14 protein-coding genes are annotated in these 17630 nt (G+C 63.2%); 6 read left to right on the forward strand and 8 right to left on the reverse strand.

Annotated elements, in window-relative coordinates; genetic code table 11:
• Positions 1-26 precede the first annotated feature (26 nt).
• Both CCR95_RS13425 and CCR95_RS13430 read right to left on the reverse strand, forming a co-directional pair.
• Positions 27-401: a response regulator gene (locus tag CCR95_RS13425; protein WP_201095132.1), complete on the reverse strand. Its 375-nt coding sequence runs from the start codon at positions 399-401 to the stop codon at positions 27-29.
• Between the two features lie 143 nt (positions 402-544).
• Positions 545-2152 (reverse strand): ATP-binding response regulator, encoded by a 1608-nt coding sequence (locus CCR95_RS13430; protein WP_201095134.1) that lies wholly within the window; start codon positions 2150-2152, stop codon positions 545-547.
• Between the two features lie 190 nt (positions 2153-2342).
• Between CCR95_RS13430 and cysM the strand changes: the two genes are divergently transcribed.
• Both cysM and CCR95_RS13440 read left to right on the forward strand, forming a co-directional pair.
• A complete protein-coding gene (cysM, locus tag CCR95_RS13435) occupies positions 2343-3227 on the forward strand; it encodes a cysteine synthase CysM (RefSeq protein WP_201095136.1) in 885 nt (294 codons plus the stop codon).
• Between the two features lie 43 nt (positions 3228-3270).
• On the forward strand, positions 3271-6435 hold the full coding sequence (locus CCR95_RS13440) for an EAL domain-containing protein (protein ID WP_201095137.1): 3165 nt from the start codon (positions 3271-3273) through the stop codon (positions 6433-6435).
• Between the two features lie 61 nt (positions 6436-6496).
• On the opposite strand, the gene CCR95_RS13445 is transcribed toward CCR95_RS13440, so the two are convergent.
• The 5 genes from CCR95_RS13445 to CCR95_RS13465 all read right to left on the reverse strand — a co-directional run bounded on the left by CCR95_RS13445 (position 6497) and on the right by CCR95_RS13465 (position 10633).
• Positions 6497-6973: an RES family NAD+ phosphorylase gene (locus CCR95_RS13445; RefSeq protein ID WP_201095138.1), complete on the reverse strand. Its 477-nt coding sequence runs from the start codon at positions 6971-6973 to the stop codon at positions 6497-6499.
• Positions 6973-7425, reverse strand: coding sequence for a type II RES/Xre toxin-antitoxin system antitoxin (gene parS, locus CCR95_RS13450; RefSeq protein WP_201095139.1), 453 nt, complete (start codon positions 7423-7425; stop codon positions 6973-6975). Before parS ends, CCR95_RS13445 begins: the two co-directional genes overlap by 1 nt.
• A 463-nt stretch (positions 7426-7888) precedes the next feature.
• The gene (locus tag CCR95_RS13455; protein WP_201095140.1) at positions 7889-9307 is read right to left on the reverse strand and encodes a PhoH family protein; all 1419 of its coding nucleotides are present in this window, start codon (positions 9305-9307) and stop codon (positions 7889-7891) included.
• A gap of 192 nt (positions 9308-9499) precedes the next feature.
• On the reverse strand, positions 9500-9982 hold the full coding sequence (locus CCR95_RS13460) for a peroxiredoxin (RefSeq protein ID WP_201095141.1): 483 nt from the start codon (positions 9980-9982) through the stop codon (positions 9500-9502).
• 111 nt (positions 9983-10093) lie between these two features.
• Positions 10094-10633, reverse strand: a complete 540-nt coding sequence (locus CCR95_RS13465) for a glycine cleavage system transcriptional repressor (RefSeq protein ID WP_201095147.1) — start codon at positions 10631-10633, stop codon at positions 10094-10096.
• 214 nt (positions 10634-10847) lie between these two features.
• Between CCR95_RS13465 and CCR95_RS13470 the strand changes: the two genes are divergently transcribed.
• The 4 genes from CCR95_RS13470 to CCR95_RS13485 all read left to right on the forward strand — a co-directional run bounded on the left by CCR95_RS13470 (position 10848) and on the right by CCR95_RS13485 (position 15859).
• Positions 10848-11477 carry a MotA/TolQ/ExbB proton channel family protein gene (locus tag CCR95_RS13470; RefSeq protein ID WP_201095148.1) on the forward strand — a complete coding sequence of 210 codons (630 nt, stop codon included), beginning with the start codon at positions 10848-10850 and terminating at the stop codon, positions 11475-11477.
• Complete coding sequence (locus CCR95_RS13475) at positions 11474-11950, forward strand: ExbD/TolR family protein (protein WP_201095149.1); 477 nt, start codon at positions 11474-11476, stop codon at positions 11948-11950. The genes CCR95_RS13470 and CCR95_RS13475 overlap by 4 nt, the downstream gene beginning before the upstream one ends.
• On the forward strand, positions 11947-13731 hold the full coding sequence (gene msbA, locus CCR95_RS13480) for a lipid A export permease/ATP-binding protein MsbA (RefSeq protein ID WP_201095150.1): 1785 nt from the start codon (positions 11947-11949) through the stop codon (positions 13729-13731). Before CCR95_RS13475 ends, msbA begins: the two co-directional genes overlap by 4 nt.
• A 130-nt stretch (positions 13732-13861) precedes the next feature.
• Positions 13862-15859, forward strand: coding sequence for a methyl-accepting chemotaxis protein (locus tag CCR95_RS13485; protein ID WP_242523230.1), 1998 nt, complete (start codon positions 13862-13864; stop codon positions 15857-15859).
• Between the two features lie 110 nt (positions 15860-15969).
• Here CCR95_RS13485 and CCR95_RS13490 read toward each other — a convergent pair whose 3' ends face one another.
• Positions 15970-17523, reverse strand: coding sequence for a sigma-54 interaction domain-containing protein (locus CCR95_RS13490; protein WP_201095152.1), 1554 nt, complete (start codon positions 17521-17523; stop codon positions 15970-15972).
• Positions 17524-17630: the final 107 nt, after the last annotated feature.

Consider the following 17630-nt stretch of genomic DNA (forward strand, 5'->3'; position numbering starts at 1 on the left):
CGGCGGTTTCCGGGTTGGAAATCGCCTTATGCTTTCAATACGCTGGCCACGCGCTCCAATAACCGCTCCGGATCGATCGGCTTGACGAGCGTGTCCAGCGCGCCCAGCGTCAGCCCTTTTGCGCGCTCCGCCGTGTCCGCGCACCCGGTGACGAAGAGGATCGGGATCGCCGCCGTGGCGGGATCAGCCTTCAGTTGACGACAGGTCTCGTGTCCGTCCAAGCCGGGCATCATCACGTCGAGCAGGATCAGATCCGGCGCCGGTGCCCTGGCTGCGATCTGCAATGCCTTCTCGCCGCTGGTGGCCGCCTTGAGCTTGTATGTCTCGCGCAGAATCCCCTTGAGCAGATCGAGATTGGCGGGGGAATCGTCCACGATCAAAATCGTTGGTCGCTCAGTCATCTCATTCATCCTAAAAGATCGCTTTAAACCGCAAAGAACGCAAAGAACGCAAAGGATTGCAATGTGTTGTCCAGATATTGGCCGTCACCCGAATTTTCTTCGTGTCCTTTGTGCCTTCGCGGTTCCAATGACGGAATGGCGTCTCAGGCGGCGGGCAGGGTCACCGAAACCGTGGTTCCCCTGTCGTCGGCGGTCTCCATGTCGATCATCCCGCCCTGGGTTTCGGCCATGAGTTTTGCAGAATAGGTGCCGATGCCGGTTCCCTGTTTTTTGCCCGAGGTGGCGTATTTCTCGAAAAAGGTGTCGCGGACCGGCGCGGGAACGGCCCCCTGATTATGGATGGCGATCCTGACCTGCAGAAAGTCCGGCTCGATGTCGATCCGGATCGGGCTATCGCGCGGCGGCGCCTCGGCCGCGTTGCGAAGGAGGTTGGAGAATAGCGCGTGGCACAGCAGTTGTTCGCCGCGCGCCAGGATGGGGTCGGATGATGGTTGCCGGATGTCCACTTGCATCGCGCCAAAGGCGGCGCGCGTTTCGGCGATGACTTTGCCGAGCAGCTCGGAGAGGTTGAACTCCACCGGCGCGAGTTGGTAGACGCCCATCTCCATGCGCTGGAGCGCCAGCGAATGATTCACCATGTCGAGGACGTATTGCGCCGATTCTTCCATGGCGGCCACGGATTCCCGTTGCTCGGGGAGCAGGTTGTCGCTCTCGGCCAGCGCGTTCGAGAGCGCCAGCAGCGCATTCAGGGGGTTTTTAATGTCGTGCCGCGCCATCCGCTCGATCTCCTCGCGCAGACGGGCATTTTCCAGCGCCAGCGCGCTCTGCTCGCGCAGTTCGTTTTGCTGACGGCTCAGGCGCAGATGGGTGCGAATGCGCGCCTTGAGTACCGGCGGGTTGGCCGGTTTGGTGACATAGTCGACCGCCCCGAGTTCGAGCCCGGCAATCACGTCGTCGGTCTCGGCCTTGACGGTCAGAAAGATGATCGGAATATCGCGGGTGCGCGGGTCGCTCTTGAGTTGGCGGCACACCTCCAAGCCATCCATCTCGGGCATCATGATGTCGAGCAGGATGAGGTGCGGCGGTTCGTCGGAGCGCGCGATCTGGAGTGCCTTGGCGCCGCTCTTGGCCCCCTTGACGCGATAGTCGTCCTTGAGAATACCGGTGATCAGACGAATGTTGTCGGCGATGTCGTCGACCGTGAGGATGGTCGCGGCGGCGTCGAACACGCCAGGATGCGAATGCGCGCCGGGTGGCGCCGACCGCGGCACGGCGGTTTCGGGCGGATCCAGACGCGCGTCTGGCATGAGTGAGCGCGGCCCGGCGCCATCGATCGCGCGCTGTACCTTGCGTTCAAAGGTGCCAAGGGTGAATGGCTTGACGAGAAATTCGGACACGCCCGCGTCGATCGCTTGGCGCACCTGGTCGCGGTCGTCCTCGGCGGTGATCAGGATGACGGGGACATCCCGATGCCGCTCGGACTGGCGGATGTACGCCAACAGCTCCAGGCCATCCATCAGCGGCATGTTCCAGTCGGTGAGCACCAGATCGAAGCGCCATTGATTCAGCAATGCGACCGCTTCCCGTCCGTTCGCCGCCAGCATGCTGTTCTCGATCCCCATGGCGCGGAGATGGTTTCGCACCAACAGGCGCATCACGCCAATATCGTCGACCACCAGCACGGTTTGTCTCCGCGTGGATTTCAGATCCGCCTCCGTGTTTAACGAATTCGTGACTTGATATTCTGACATCTCAACGCGTCCGGATGAAGAGGCGGCCACTGCCCGAGCGCAAGAGTACAGGCAATCGGCGCTAAAATCCGCGAACACGGGGGCAGGAGTCGCGGCGGGGCGGCGGCACATCGGCCTTGTCAGCGCCGCGCGCGGTCCGGAAATCGGTTTTACACTACGACCATCGTCATCCTGTCATCGAGTCAATCCCATGCCCCATCCAACCATCGAAGCCTTCGTCGGCAAGACCCCGTTGGTCCGTTTGCAGCGTCTGCCTGGCGCGACCGACAACCTTATCCTCGCCAAGCTCGAAGGCAACAACCCGGCGGGTTCGGTGAAGGATCGCCCTGCGTTGAACATGATCCGGCGCGCCGAGGAGCGCGGCACCATCAAACCCGGCGATACCCTGATCGAGGCGACCAGCGGCAACACCGGCATCGCGCTGGCGATGGCCGCGGCCATCCGGGGTTATCGGATGCGGCTCATCATGCCCGAGAACATGAGCGCGGAGCGGCGCGGGGCGATGAAGAGCTTCGGCGCCGAGATCGTGCTGACGCCCAAGGAGGGCAGCATGGAGGCGGCCATCGATCTGGCCAACGCCATGGAGGCGCGCGGCGAGGGCATCCGGCTCGATCAGTTCTCCAACCCGGACAACCCCGCCGCCCATTACGAGACCACCGGTCCCGAGATCTGGCACGACACCGACGGGCGGGTGACGCACTTCGTCAGCGCCATGGGCACCACGGGCACCATCATGGGCACCGGGCGCGCGCTCAAGGAACGGAATCCGGCGATCCGGATCGTCGGTGTGCAGCCGGAGGAGGGGGCCAGTATTCCTGGCATCCGGCGTTGGCCAGAGGCGTATCTGCCGCGCATCTATGATCCCGCCGGGGTCGACCGCATCATTGATGTCTCACAGCCGCTGGCCGAGCAGACCACCCGCGATCTGGCGGCGAAGGAGGGCATCTTCGCCGGCATCTCCTCGGGCGGCGCGATTGCCGCGGCGCTGCGTCTCTCGGTCGAGGTCAGCGGCGCGACGATCGTTGTCATTGTCTGCGACCGGGGGGATCGCTATCTGTCGACCGGGGTGTTTTGAACCGCCGCCAGAGAGAGGCCATTTCAAACGATAGGGACGCGCAATGACAGAGCCGGATGAACGACCAGAATCGACCGCCCCCCAGAGTATGCTTCGCGGGGGCTCGGAACCGGATGCGGAACCGACCCTGCGACAGCGGGCCGAGCGGATCGCGCACGCAACCGCGAACCCGTCGCCGGAGGCGGGCGCGGCACTGTCATCGGAAGACCTCCAGCGGACCGTCAATGAGCTTGCGGTGTATCAGGTCGAGCTGGAGATGCAAAACGAGGAACTGCGCCGCGTGCAGGCCAGGATGGAGGCCATGCAGGCCCGCTACTTCGACCTCTACGAGTGGGCGCCGGTCGGCTATTGCTCCATCTCCGAACAGGGGTTGATCCGCGAGTCCAATCTGACCGTCGCCAGGCTGCTGGGTCTGAACCGCAGCGCGCTGACCGGTCAGCCGATCTTCCGATTCATCCTCAGGGAGGATCAGGATGTCTACTTCCGGTTCCACCAACAGCTCTTTGAGGCGCCCGCGAACTCCGCGCCGCCCTCGGAGCCCGTCGTTCAGCCGCGGATGTGCAAGCTGCGCATGGCGAAACCGGACGGCGCGATCCTCTGGGCGCGGCTCGAAGCCACCATCGCCCGGGAGAGCGATGGCTCGCCCGTCTGTCGCATCGCGATCATCGACATCTCGTCGAGCAAACAGGCCGAGCTGGATGCGCTGAATGCGCTCATGACGGCGATTCCAGGGGTGGTGTATCAATTCCTGGTCCGACCCGATGGCACCTGGCGGTTTCTCTATCTCAGTCCAGGCATCGAAACCCTGTATCGCGTCACGGCGGAAACCGCCTACGCGAACCCGGATGCGCTTACCCACTGTATCCATCCCGACGATCGCCCGTCTCATCGGGCCGCAGTGGAGCGCGCGAGCCAGACCCTCACGCCCTGGTGCCATGAACATCGCATCCACCCCGGCGGTCAACCCGATCAACTCAAATGGGTGCGCGGGCAGGCCACGCCATTTCCGCAACCGGACGGAAGCGTACTCTGGAACGGCATTCTGACGGATGTCACCGAAGAGAAGCGGATCGAGGCGGCGCTGCGACGCACTCAGTCCTTGCTCGCGCGCACGGAGGCGATTGCGCACATCGGTAGCTGGGAATGGGAGGTGGCGACGGACACCGTGACCTGGTCGGACGAGTTGTTCCGCCTCTTTCAGCGCGACCCCGCCGAGGGGGTGCCATCCTTTGCGGACCATGCGCAACTCTATGTCCCCGAAGACATGCAACGACTCAGTGATGCGGTGAAGGCCGCCCTCACTCACGGCACGCCCTACGAGCTGGAACTGCGCGCCATTCGCAAGGACGGCGCGCAGCGGGTCTTGATGGCCGTTGGCCAGGTGGAAACCGACACGGAACAGCGGGGCACGCGCCTCTTTGGATTCGTTCAGGACGTGACCGAACGCCGCGCGGCCGAACGTGCCCAGCGGGACAGCAAGCTGCAATTCCGCGCGATGTTCATGAACGCGCCACTCAGTATTCTGATCCACGACTTGGACACCGGCGAGTTGTTGGATGCCAACCCAGCCGCCTGCGCGCAATACGGATACGACTCGCTCGAAGCGCTCAAGGCCAACTTCGATGATCAGTGGCTCGAACCGCCCTATTCCATCGACGACGCGGTGACGTGGGGCGCCAGGGTGCTACAGGAAGGCCCGCAGCAATTCGAATGGCGCTACCGCCGCGCCGATGGCGCCTTGCGGTGGGAATCGGTGCATCTGAGCACGTTCGTCAGGCACGGCGACGTCTGCATTCTTGCCATGACGGTCGACATCACGCACGACAAGCAGATCAGGGCGGACTTGCACGCCAGCGAGGCACGCTTTGAACACCTCGCCCATTATGACCCGCTGACCATGCTGCCCAACCGCCTACTGCTGGCCGATCGTCTGCACCAGGCCATGGCGCAGACCCAGCGACGGAGACAACGCCTGGCACTGGCGTATCTCGATCTGGATGGGTTCAAGGCGATCAATGACCGCCACGGACATGATGCCGGCGACCAGTTGTTGGTCGCCCTCTCGCACCGGATGCAGCAGACCCTGCGCGAAGGCGACACCCTGGCCCGGCTGGGTGGCGACGAGTTCGTTGCCCTGCTGGTTGACCTGGAAGACCGCGATGCCAGCATACCGCTGCTCAACCGTCTGCTCGCCGCCGCGGCCGCGCCGGTGACTCTCGGCGATCACGTCGTGCAACTCTCGGCCAGCGTCGGGGTCGCCTTCTATCCGCAGCCGGACGAGGTGGACGCGGATCAACTGCTGCGCCAGGCCGATCAGGCCATGTATCAGGCCAAGCTGACCGGCAAGAATCGTTACCATGTCTTCGATGTCGAGAAGGACCATCGCGCCCGCAGCAAGCATGAAAGTCTGGAGCGCATCCGCCGTGCCCTGATCGCGCGCGAATTCGTGCTCTATTATCAGCCCAAGGTCAACCTGCGCAGCGGGGAGGTCATCGGTGTCGAGGCCTTGATCCGTTGGCAACATCCGGAGCGCGGACTCCTGCTCCCGCAAACGTTCCTGCCGGCGATCGAGGATGATCCGCTGGCGGTCACGCTCGGCGAGTGGGTCATCGAGAGTGCGCTGACGCAGATGGATCGCTGGCGGGCGAGCGGGCTCGACCTTCCGGTCAGCGTCAATGTCGGCGCGCGCCAGTTACAGCAGGTGGATTTTGTCGCGCGTCTGGGCGCCATCCTGGTGGCGCATCCTGGGGTCACGCCGTCGAGCCTCGCGCTGGAGATTCTGGAAACCAGCGCGATGCAAGACCTGGCGCGCGTCTCCAAGGTCGTCGCGGATTGCCATGCACTCGGAGTGAGTTGCACCCTGGACGATTTTGGCGTCGGCTATTCCTCGCTGACCTATCTGAAACACTTGGCGGTCACCGTGCTGAAGATCGACCGCAGCTTCGTCGGCGACATGCTCGACAATCCGGATGATCTGGCGATCATCGAGAGCATTCTGGGTCTGGCCGCCGCCTTCCGCCGCCAAGCCATCGCCGAAGGGGTGGAAACCCTGGAGCAGGGCGAGCGACTGCTGCAACTCGGCTGCGAACTGGCCCAGGGTTACCGCATCGCCCATCCACTACCGGCGCACGAGCTACCCGGCTGGGTTGCCGCTTGGCGCTCCGATCCGTGTTGGAGCGAGTGGCCGGGAGCGCATCCCGAGGTTTAAGGTTCCTGCGAGGCGAAATCGCACCGCGATTGGGTTGTGACCTCGTGATGGCGATCTGCCATCACATCCGCTCAGCGAGATTGCGCAACAGACGGAGATCGGTTTGCAAAGACTGAGGCTCGCCGATGGCGATACGAGCGAAGTCCGGGTGACGTGGATTGAGCAGGTCGTTGCGTTCAGCGGGCACCACCGCGCTGGGTACGCTCAGAACTGCCGTTTGAGCGTTTTGAAGCCATTCATGTCCGATGGCCTGCAGGACATCTCTAGCACCGATGGTGCGCCAGTTGTCGGGTAACTGCCCAGCGTCAATCTGCGTCACGCGAAGATCAGAGGGCAGAGAAGCGGGAATCAGGATGTAATGGGCGAGCAGGAGATCGTCTTGCACCATCATTTCGAGCAAGGCCAGTGATTGGGACTCGGCTGTATAGACCACTTCCACGCCTTTTGGATTCCAACGGCCACCATACAAACGTGCGCCCTCGCCGCTAAAGGCCGTCTGGGCAAAGCGCGCGGTGGTGATGCGCCAAACGGTCCGCATCAGGCAAATACCCCGTGCTCAATGCGTCCTAACGTGTCGAGAACGCTATCGGCACCGATGTCGGTATCCAACAGCGACAGTGGCGTGACACCGCCCAGTGATGCCTTCGGGGTCTGTAGCCAGTTCAGTGCCGTATCCGCATCTTCGAACACCGTTTCGGCACGCTCAACGGTGCGAGCAAAACGCACGAGCTTGGCAGACTCTTCCGGCGATAAAGCACCTTCGCGCTTACGTCTGGCCAGCGTGCGCTCGGGAATTGCCAAAGCGTGTGCCAGCTCGGTCTGCGTGAGGCGTGTCAGGCGAACCACGGCGTCTATCGAGGCCGATGGCAGGCCTTGGCGAACCAAAGGGATCCAGTCCATCACCACCCGAGGCTTGGCGTGCAACACGCCTTCGCCGCCAAGCAGGGTAACGGCAGAAAGAAAAGAGGGGTTCAAGCTGGCGGTGGTCATGGGTGCCTCCTGTGACAATAAAGCCATATGGCAGTTATTCTAGTCAATAATGGCGTAAAGTCCATCCATGGGAACCTCAGAGAGATGCCAGAACGGCGTTAAGGCGATTTTTGGAAAAGACCTTACCCAGACTGCATCCGTTCGTGGTGACATTGCATCCGTTCGTGGTGAGCTGGTCGAACCATGAACGGATGCAATGTCGGCCTCGGAGCGCGATTTCCGCCCGTCCTTCGACACGCTCAGGACGAACGGAAATCGGTAAAGTCTTTCCCGGAAATCACCTAAACCGCGTCCATAACGGTATGCGTAGTTTCTAGGGATCAACCCGGTTGGCGCTCATCTGATGCGTCGGCGTCGACGCGGTTTAAATATTAAAAACTTAAACCGCGCCCCGCCAACCACACTTGGTGACCAGCAACGCTGGGGAAATCCGCAAAACTACGTTTTTCACTCCGGGCGCGGTTTAAAGCTCCTGCGAGGCAAAATCGGCGAGCCGCGAACGCTCTCCGCGCATGAGCGTGATGTGTCCGCTATGCGGCCACTGCTTGAAGCGATCGACCACATAGGTCAGGCCGGAGGTGGTTTCGGTCAGATAGGGCGTGTCGATCTGGCTGATGTTGCCCAGACAGACGAATTTCGTCCCTGGACCGGAGCGGGTGATGAGCGTCTTCATCTGCTTGGCGGTGAGGTTTTGCGCCTCGTCCAGGATGATGTATTTGTTGAGAAAGGTCCGCCCGCGCATGAAGTTGAGCGAGGAAATGCGGATGCGGTTGCGGATCAGGTCGTTGGTCGCCGCGCGCCCCCATTCGCCGCCATCGGGGCGGTTCAGAACCTCCAGATTGTCCATGAGCGCACCCATCCAGGGCGTCATCTTTTCTTCCTCGGTGCCGGGCAGAAAACCGATGTCCTCGCCGACCGGGACCGTGACTCGGGTCATGATGATCTCGCGATAGAGACTGCGGTCGAGCACCTGCGCGAGTCCGGCGGCCAGCGCGAGCAGTGTCTTGCCGGTGCCGGCGGCGCCAATCAGGGTGACGAAGTCCAACTCGGGATTCATCAGCATGTTGAGCGCGAAATTCTGCTCGCGATTGCGCGCGTTGATGCCCCAGACGCTGTGGCGGGGCAGGCGGTAGTCATCGACCAGTTCGATGACCGCCTCGGTGTCGGTACGCTTCTCGCGCACCATGGCCTCGAAGCCACCGTCCTCGCCCAGACTGACGCATTGGGCGGGATACCAGTCGGCGATGTCCGGACCCTGGATCCGATAAAAGGTCCGACCCGCTTCCTTCCAGGCGTCGAGCGTCTTTTCGTGGTGCTCCCAGAAATCCGCCGGCAGAACTTCCAGGCCGGTATAGAGCAGGCTGGCGTCGTCGAGCACCTGATCGTTGGAATAGTCCTCGGCGGGGATGCCGAGCACGGCGGCCTTGATGCGCAGATTGATGTCCTTGGAGACGATGATCACCTGGCGGTCGGTGCGCAGCTCGCGCAGTGCCTGGGCGGTGCCGAGAATATTGTTGTCCGGAACCGTGCCGGGCAGCGAGGTCGGCAGCTTGAGATCGAGCGGCTCGGTCTGGAAAAAGAGCCGGCCGGTTGCCGGCTGGACGATGCCACCGCCGTTGATCGCGGCGGGACTGATCAGCAGACCCGCGTCGATCTCCTGCTTGTCCGCGTTGCACATGAGCTGGTCGAGGAAGCGGCTAACCTGGCGAACGTTGCGGGCGACCTCGGACATGCCTTTTTTGCCCCGGTCCAACTCCTCCAGGACGATCATCGGCAGGAAGATGTCGTGTTCCTGGAAGCGGAAGAGGGCGGTCGGATCGTGCATCAGCACGTTGGTGTCGAGCACGAACAGACAGGTCTTGTCGTTTTCGCGTTTGATCATGTAAACCGCGTCCAGAGTGACAGGGATGGTTTTAGGTGACCCAGGCATCGCGGCAACCAACGGCGGTTGGCGAGACGCGCTTTACATCCTAAACATCAGATCATTTAACCGCGCCAGTCATGGCGTTTGCCGGTTCGGACGTGACTGGGCCGATGCGCGGACGGCATACGCCATGCCTGACGCGGTTTGAGGTCATGCCGGAGGCGATGTCGCGAGTGACCGGGCGGCGTCCAGAACCTCTTCGATATGGCCCTTGACCTTGACCCCGCGCCACTCCTGGCGCAGGACGCCAGTCGCGTCGATCAGAAAGGTGCTGCGTTCGACGCCGACTGTGTCCTTGCCGAACATCTTCTTGGGTTTGATCACATCGAAGGCGCGGCAGAGCGTTTCGTCCTGGTCCGAGATCAGGTCGAAGGTGAAGCCCTGTTTGGCCTTAAAATTCTCTTGAGCCTTGAGGCTGTCGCGCGAGGCGCCGAGGATGGCCGTATTGGCGGCGGCGAACGACTCGGCCGCGTCGCGGAAGTCCTGACCCTCCTGGGTGCAGCCCGGAGTGCTGGCCTTGGGATAAAAATAGAGGACGAGGTGCTTGCCCCGATACTCGGAGAGCTTGACGCTCCGATCGCCCGTGGCGGCGAGTTCGAGGTCCGGGATGGTGTCGCCGATCGATACAGTCATATCCTGATGCTCCGGTTTTCGACGTAGTAAGGATGAATCGCGGTCCGCGACCGCGTTGAATGGTCAGGGACTCCGGACGTCGAGCGCGCTCGCCCCGACGGTCGACCGCCTTCAGCCTTTCAGGGGTTCCAGCACCGCGTCCAGATTGAGTCCGTCGCAGTAATCCATGAATTCCTCGCGCAGCCCGGCGATATGAATGTCCGCCGGAATGCCGACCGTCATATGCACCGAGAACATGGGGGTTCCGGTGTGCGCCGCGGCATAGGTGCTGGTTGCCATGTCCTCGATATTGATCTTGCGGTCCGCGAAGAAGCCCGCCAGATTGTTGATGATGCCGGGGTGGTCCATGGAGACCACATCGACCGCGTAGGGGAGCAGGTTGCGATTGGTGGCGCGTTCGCCGGTTCGTTTTGAAATGATCGTCATGCCGAGCTGACGTTCCAGCTCGGGGAGCGTGTTCTCGATCTTGGCCAGTGTGTTCCACTTGCCTTCAACCAGCAGCATCGCCGCGAACTCTCCGCCGAGGACCGTCATGCGGCTGTCCTCGATGTTGCAGCCATGCTCAAGCACGGCCCTTGAGAGTTGATTGACGATACCGGGGTGGTCTTCGCCGAGTGCCGAGATCACAAGGTAGGTCTTCTGCCTGGTCATGTCCGTGCCGACGGTTGGTGGTTAAAAAAGAAATCTCGGAACGAGTGTAGCATGGAGCCACTCGCGACCACATCGGCGGGTCGTCGAGCGAGATTGCGTTCGTACTCGCGATGCGGTCCGCGTGCCGCTTCGAGTATCATGCTGGCGCGAAACCCCGCACGCTGGGTGGCGGTCGATCGCCCGAGATCGCTGAGTGACCCCGAGGAGTTATCCCGTGCTTGAATTGATGTATGCCGGCGGCTGGCTGATGGTGCCGATCCTTGCCTGTTCCGTCATCGCCACCGCGGTTGTGATCGAACGAACCTGGACCCTGCGACGCCGGCGCATCATGCCGGCGAATCTGGTCACGCGGATCTGGCAGTTGCACCGCGTGAATCAACTGACCGACGAGAGCGTCGAGGCGATTCGCGAGGCGTCGCCGCTCGGGCGCATGCTCGCCGCTGGTCTGGTCAACCGTCATCACTCCCGCGAGGTGATGAAGGAGGCTATCGCGGATAGCGGCCGGCATGTGGTGGCCGAACTGGAACGCTTTCTCAACACCCTGGGGACCATCGCGTCGGTCGCGCCCCTGCTGGGATTGTTGGGCACCGTGCTGGGGATGATCGACATCTTCGATGTCATCATGCAGGCCGGATCCGGCAATGCCGGGATTCTGGCGGGCGGGATCTCCAAGGCGCTGATCACCACCGCCGCCGGATTGTTCGTGGCGATCCCGGCACTTTTGTTCCATCGCTTCTTCGATAATCGCGTGGGCCAGTTCGCCATCGAGATGGAGGAACAGGCGCTGCGTCTGGTGGAGGTCATGCAGGGCGAGCGCGAAGCCCGCGAGGACACGACCGCATGAACCTGCGTCCGCACCGGCGCGAGCCCGTCGACATCAATCTGACGCCACTGCTCGATGTGGTGTTTCTGCTGCTGATCTTTTTCATGGTCTCGACCACCTTCAAGGACGAGGCGCGTCTGCGCGTGCAGTTGCCCGAGGCTCAGGGCGAGTCGCTTCCAGCGCAGGCGCCCGAGATGATCCGCATCGTCATCGACCGGGCCGGACGCTTTTATGTGAACGATCAGGCGTTGGTCGACGAGCAGCCGTCGACCCTCACCCGGGCGCTGACCGGCGCGCTCGGCGAACGCAGACAGATGGTCCCGGGCGATGCGCAACCGCCGCCGGTGCTGATCCAGGCAGATGCCAACACCCTGCATCAGGCCGTGATCACCGCCATGGACGCGGCCAGTCAGGCGGGATTGAACCGGATCGCCTTCGCCGCGACCCTGCCGGCTTCGGCCGAGGCTGGGCAGCCGGACGGCGCGGCCCCATGAGCAAGGATCCCGTGCTCACCAACGCCGATGCCCGGCAGGTCTATCGTCGCCTGCTGCAATACGTGAAACCCTACTGGCGGATCTTTTCGCTTTCCATCGTCGGCATGCTGATCTTTGCCGCCACCGAGCCCTTGTTCGCGGCCATGATGAAGCCGCTGATCGACGGCAGTTTCGTCGAGCGCAACGAGGACATGGTGCGCGCCATGCCGCTCTTTCTGGTCGGCCTCTTTGTGGTGCGCGGCATTGCGGGCTTCATCAATACCTATTGTCTGAGCTGGGTCGGGCGGCGGGTGGTCGCCGATCTGCGTCGGGAGATGTTCGGGCATCTGCTGCGGGCGCCGACACGCTATTTCGACAACCAGGGTTCCGGTCATATCCTGGCCAAGCTCACCTATAACGTGGAGAACGTGGCCAGCGCCGCGACCTCCGCGATCACGACCCTGGTGCGGGACGGTTTCACCGTCATCGGTCTGATGGGCTTCATGCTCTACATCAACGCCGCGCTTTCGGCGATCTTCCTGGTGATCGGCCCGGTCATGGCCGGTGCCGTCAAATACGCCACCAAGCGTTTCCGCCGGCACAGCCGGCGCATCCAGAATCGGGTCGGCGACCTCACCCAGGTCGCGCAGGAGGCGATCGAGGCCCATCGGGTGGTCAAGGCGTTCGGCGGTCAGGCGCGCGAGGCGCGGCGGTTCAACCTCATCAACGAAAAGACCCGCTCGCTCCAGATGAAGATGATCGCGACCGAGGCGGCCAGCGTGCCGCTGGTGCAGTTGATCTCGGCGGCGGCGATCGGCGTGGTGGTCTATCTGTCCACCATGCAGGGACTCAAGGAAAACATCTCGGTTGGCACCTTCATGTCCTTCGTGGTCGCCATGGGCCTGCTGTTGCCGCCGGTCAAGCGACTGACCTCGGTCAACGCCAAATTGCAGCAAGGCATCATCGCCGCCGAGAGTCTGTTCGAGCTGCTGGATGCGGAAGAAGAAGCCGATCGGGGGACACGCACGCTCGACCGGGCCGAGGGTCGGATCGACTATCGCGGCGTCAGCCATCTCTACGCGGACGACAAGCTGCCGGCGATCGAGGCGCTGGATCTGCTCGTGATGCCTGGCGAAAAGGTCGCGCTGGTGGGCCGCTCCGGGAGCGGCAAGAGCACGGTCGCGAGCCTGCTGCCGCGTTTCTATGACGCCACGGCGGGCGAGATTCTGATCGACGGCATCCCAATCCGCGAGCTGACACTGGCCAGCCTGCGCGCTCAGATCTCGCTGGTGAGTCAGGACGTGGTGTTGTTCAACGACAGCATCGCCAACAACATCGCCTATGGCCGCGACGAACCGCCGACCCTGGACGAACTGGAGCGCGTGGCGCAGAGCGCCCATGCGCTGGAGTTCATCCAGACCTTGCCCCAGGGCTTCGACACCCTTGTCGGCGACCGGGGCGTGATGCTCTCGGGCGGCCAGCGTCAGCGGCTCGCGATCGCGCGGGCCATGCTCAAGGATGCGCCGATCCTCATCCTCGACGAGGCCACCTCCGCGCTGGATACCGAGGCCGAGCGTCACATCCAGGCCGCTCTGGCCGAATTGATGGCGTGCCGCACCACGCTGATGATCGCCCATCGGCTGTCCACCATCGAGAACGCCGACCGGATTCTGGTGCTCCAGGACGGGCGGATCGTCGAGCAGGGGCGGCATTCCGAGCTGTTGGCGCTGGGCGGTTATTACGCGCGGCTGCATCGGCTTCAGTTTCATGACGGAGGCGAACCTCCGGCGGCGCTGGTTTGACGTTAGATCGACCTCTTGAACGAGTTAAAAGCTCCGACCGCGGGCGAGGAGTTTCCTGATCTGTTTGTAGAGAATCATTGACTGATTATTGACGCGTACCAGAGGATGAACCATGGACATGCCGAGGAAAATGAAGCTTGGTACAAAACTCAGTCTCGGGTTCGGGCTGCTGCTGTTCATCACCTTTTTACTTGGCCTCGTCGCCATCCTGAGCATGGAGCGCATCAAGAGCGAAAGCCGCTTATTGGCCGATGAGCATATTCCGGGCTGGGATCTGGCTGACGAGATCCAGAAACTCCAGTTCCTGGCCGGCTACCATCTCACGGCCTTCAGTTTTAATTATAGCGATGCCTGGTTGCGGGACGGTCGCGCCGCGCTCGCTGAATTGAGCGCCCGGTTGGAGCGCGGTGTCCAGGACGCATCCGAGACGGACCGCCACACGAGCCTGCTCCCGGTACTGCAAGACATGCAAGGGGAGGTGCAACGCTACCGCGAAAGCGTCGACCGCGCAGAGCAGAATGTCAAACGGGTGCTGGCGGCCCGCCAGCAAATCGAAACGCAGGGAAATCTGTTCGAGGAGGCCATAGTCGCCTATCGGCAGACTCAGTATGAGGCGATGTCCCAGCAGATTCAGGCGCGAGACACGCCCGAGGAGCTTGAGATCAGGCAGGATCGGATCCGCGCGGCGACGCGAATTCTGGATCTATCCCATCAGACATTGATCGGAACCTGGAGTGCGATTGCGGCGCGTGACGATGCGGCAATCGAGAGCGCCGCCGAGAATGCGGAGCGCCTCCTGGCCTGGATCGACGAGCTGATCGGTGTCACGCGCCAGCCAGTCAATCTTGAGCGTTTAGCTATCGTCCGGCGGGCGGTTCTGGATTACCGCGCCTCGGTCGACGAGCTGCTCGGGGCCGAGCAGGAGGGGGCGGCGACCCGCGTGGAACGCATCAAGCTCTATGAGGCGGTGCTCGCCCATGCGAATGATTTTATCCAGGAAACCAAACAGTCGGCGCTCACTGGCGCGAGCGTCACGCTGGAAGGGATCGCATTGGCCAAGCGTATTCTGATCGGCGGCCTGTTGATCGCGCTCCTGGCGGGCATTGGCGTCGCGCTCCTGATTACCCGGGGTACGCTTCGCCAACTGGGCGGCGAACCGGCATTGGCCGTCTCTATCGTCCAGCGTGTCGCCACGGGGGATCTCAGTCTGGATATCCCGCTACGTCCAGGGGACTCCGACAGTTTGCTCGCCGCCTTTTCAGTCATGTTGAGCGGTCTGCGAAGCCTGATGCACAGGATCGCCGCGGCGTCCTCGCAGGTCGCCGCGGCGGCGGAGCAACTCTCGGCCACCACCGAGGAGACCCGCGCTCAGGTCAGGCGGCAACAATCCGAAACCGATCAGGTGGCGACCGCCATGAATGAAATGACCGCGACCGTCGAGGAGGTCGCGCGTCACGCGGCGAGCGCGGCGAGCGCGGCGCGCGAGACCGACCGGGCCGCAAACGCCGGCGGTCAGGTGGTTGGCGAGACCATTGAGGCTATCGATGTCCTGGCCCAGGACATCGAATATGCCGGCCAGGTCATCGCTCGATTGTCCGAGGACAGCCAGGAAATCGGGGCCGTGCTCGACGTCATTCGGGGCGTTGCGGAGCAGACCAATCTGCTGGCGCTGAACGCCGCGATCGAGGCCGCGCGCGCCGGGGAACAGGGGCGGGGTTTCGCCGTGGTGGCGGCGGAAGTGCGAACCTTGGCCAGTCGCACGCAGGCGTCGATCCAGGATATCCACGAGAAGATCGAGCGCGTGCAGGGCGGCTCGGCGAGCGCCGTGCAGGCCATGGAAAAGGGGCGTGAGAAGGCTGGGCGAGGTGTCGAAAAGGCGCGGCTGACCGGCGATTCTCTGCGAGCCATCACGCGCTCGGTCACGGCGATCAATGACATGAACACCCAGATCGCCAGCGCCGCCGAGGAGCAGTCTGCGGTGGCCGAGGAAATCAATCGGAATCTGCAGGCGATCGCCGAAGTCGTCGGGCAAACGGCGGATGGTTCCAATCAGATTGCCGCCGCCAGCGAGGAGTTGGCGCGCCTGGCCGCCGTGTTAAGGGAAAACGTCGGGCAGTTCAGGCTCTGAGAGACGGCGCATGGCTGCTTCCCGCGCGCCTCTCGCCGATGCGTGCAGGCCCGGCTTGGGCGGCCGAGGTTTCCACGCGCGGCGGGGCGATCTGGATCACCCGCCAGCGGTCAGCCGTCGGCTCGGTAACGAGCACCCTTCCGGTCGATCCCGAGCTTGCGCATGCGCCCGCGTAAGGTGTCCGGATTGATGCCGAGCAGGCGAGCCGCGCCGAATGGACCTTCGATCCGCCCCAGTGTGTGGGCGATGGCCTTCTCAATGTGGTGCCGATTTATCACATCGAGTGGCTCGATCGTCGCGGATGCGGATGCGGATGCGGGCGGAAGGTCGAGGGCGGGTGCTGGAGTCACCGGACTGGCTCCCAGGGCGCGCGCGATCTCCAGGCGGCGACCGCCGCCGAGGATGGCTGCGCGCTCGATCACGGCGGCGAGTTCGCGGACATTGCCTGGCCAGGGGTAGTCGATGAGGCGGTCCAGGTCTTCGGGCGTGGGCAGGCGGGGTGTCAGGCCGAGGCGTTCGGCCGCGCGCAGCGCGAAGTGGCTCGCCATGGCCGGAATGTCCTGCGGCCGCTCGCGCAGTGCCGGCAGCCGGATGGGAAACACGTTGATCCGGTACCAAAGATCCTCGCGGAACCGACCATCGCCCGCCATTGCCTGTAGGTCGCGATGGGTCGCCGCGATCACGCGGACATCCACATGCAATTCCTGTTGTCCGCCGACCCGTTCGAAGGTTCCGTCCTGGAGGATACGTAACAGTCGCACCTGCGCCGCGGGGGTCAACTCGCCGATCTCGTCGAGAAAGAGGGTTCCGCCGTCGGCGCGTTCGAACCAACCCAGGCGACGCCCCGTGGCGCCGGTGAAGCTGCCTCGCTCGTGACCAAACAGCTCGGAGTCAACCAGCTCGACCGGGATCGCGCCGCAATTGACGCGCAGGAATGGACCCTTGGGGCGGTCCGAGCCGGCATGCACGGCCCTCGCCACGACCTCCTTGCCGGAGCCGGTTTCGCCCAGGATCAACACCGGCGCCTTGGATCGGGCGACCAGCTCAACACCCCGCATGACCTCCTTCAGCCCCGACCCAGCGCCGATCAGGGTGTCCGTAATGTCCTGGCGACCAAGCCGCGTCAGCAGCGAGCGTCGATCGGCCTCCGCCGCCTCGCGCAGCGAGGTCAGCTCACGCCACTGTTGGTCGTTGCGCAGGCTCACCGCGATGGGCTCACGCAGCGCGCGCATCAGCGGTTCATGATCGAGGGTGAAGGTTCCGACGGATTGGGCGCCGAGAATCAGCGCGCCGAGTGGCTCGCCATCGCTGACAAGGCCGATCGCGAGCGTCTCTCCCGTCCAGTTGGGCGGCAGCAATCCGGGCGCTTCAGCGCTGACCTCCAGGGCCGCGCCGCGTAGGGTTTGACCGGTGAGGCACCAGCGCAGCAAGGAATCGATCCCCGCGCCCGAGACCGGTGGGGGCTCGGCCGCGAGGAGCGGCCAACCGACTCTCGCCGCCGCGTGGAAACAGGCGCGATCGGTATCCAGTTGCAGGATCAGCAGGCGATCGAAGGGGATGCGTCGGTGAATGACCTCGGCAATCTCGGCCACCGCCTCGTCAATGCGGTGACGAGTGGCGCATTGGCGCCAGATCTCCAGGAGGACGGGGATGAAATGTTCCATGGCTGCCGGTCGGAAACGGTATTTCCGTTAAATATACCGATATTTCCCTGATATACAAAACACTCAGCGACGGCAGGACGGATCAATGCCTTGGCAACTCGACCAAG

The sequence above is a fragment of the Thiocystis minor genome (assembly GCF_016653465.1).
GTDB classification, from domain to species: domain Bacteria; phylum Pseudomonadota; class Gammaproteobacteria; order Chromatiales; family Chromatiaceae; genus Chromatium; species Chromatium minus.

What these genes read in the sequence shown, in the direction of transcription:
- CCR95_RS13425 (WP_201095132.1), bottom strand. Translation starts at nt 401, where the DNA reads ATGACTGAGCGACCAACGATTTTGATCGTGGACGATTCCCCCGCCAAT.
- CCR95_RS13430 (WP_201095134.1), bottom strand. Translation starts at nt 2,152, where the DNA reads ATGTCAGAATATCAAGTCACGAATTCGTTAAACACGGAGGCGGATCTG.
- cysM (WP_201095136.1), top strand. Translation starts at nt 2,343, where the DNA reads ATGCCCCATCCAACCATCGAAGCCTTCGTCGGCAAGACCCCGTTGGTC.
- CCR95_RS13440 (WP_201095137.1), top strand. Translation starts at nt 3,271, where the DNA reads ATGACAGAGCCGGATGAACGACCAGAATCGACCGCCCCCCAGAGTATG.
- CCR95_RS13445 (WP_201095138.1), bottom strand. Translation starts at nt 6,973, where the DNA reads ATGCGGACCGTTTGGCGCATCACCACCGCGCGCTTTGCCCAGACGGCC.
- parS (WP_201095139.1), bottom strand. Translation starts at nt 7,425, where the DNA reads ATGACCACCGCCAGCTTGAACCCCTCTTTTCTTTCTGCCGTTACCCTG.
- CCR95_RS13455 (WP_201095140.1), bottom strand. Translation starts at nt 9,307, where the DNA reads ATGATCAAACGCGAAAACGACAAGACCTGTCTGTTCGTGCTCGACACC.
- CCR95_RS13460 (WP_201095141.1), bottom strand. Translation starts at nt 9,982, where the DNA reads ATGACTGTATCGATCGGCGACACCATCCCGGACCTCGAACTCGCCGCC.
- CCR95_RS13465 (WP_201095147.1), bottom strand. Translation starts at nt 10,633, where the DNA reads ATGACCAGGCAGAAGACCTACCTTGTGATCTCGGCACTCGGCGAAGAC.
- CCR95_RS13475 (WP_201095149.1), top strand. Translation starts at nt 11,474, where the DNA reads ATGAACCTGCGTCCGCACCGGCGCGAGCCCGTCGACATCAATCTGACG.
- msbA (WP_201095150.1), top strand. Translation starts at nt 11,947, where the DNA reads ATGAGCAAGGATCCCGTGCTCACCAACGCCGATGCCCGGCAGGTCTAT.
- CCR95_RS13485 (WP_242523230.1), top strand. Translation starts at nt 13,862, where the DNA reads ATGAAGCTTGGTACAAAACTCAGTCTCGGGTTCGGGCTGCTGCTGTTC.
- CCR95_RS13490 (WP_201095152.1), bottom strand. Translation starts at nt 17,523, where the DNA reads ATGGAACATTTCATCCCCGTCCTCCTGGAGATCTGGCGCCAATGCGCC.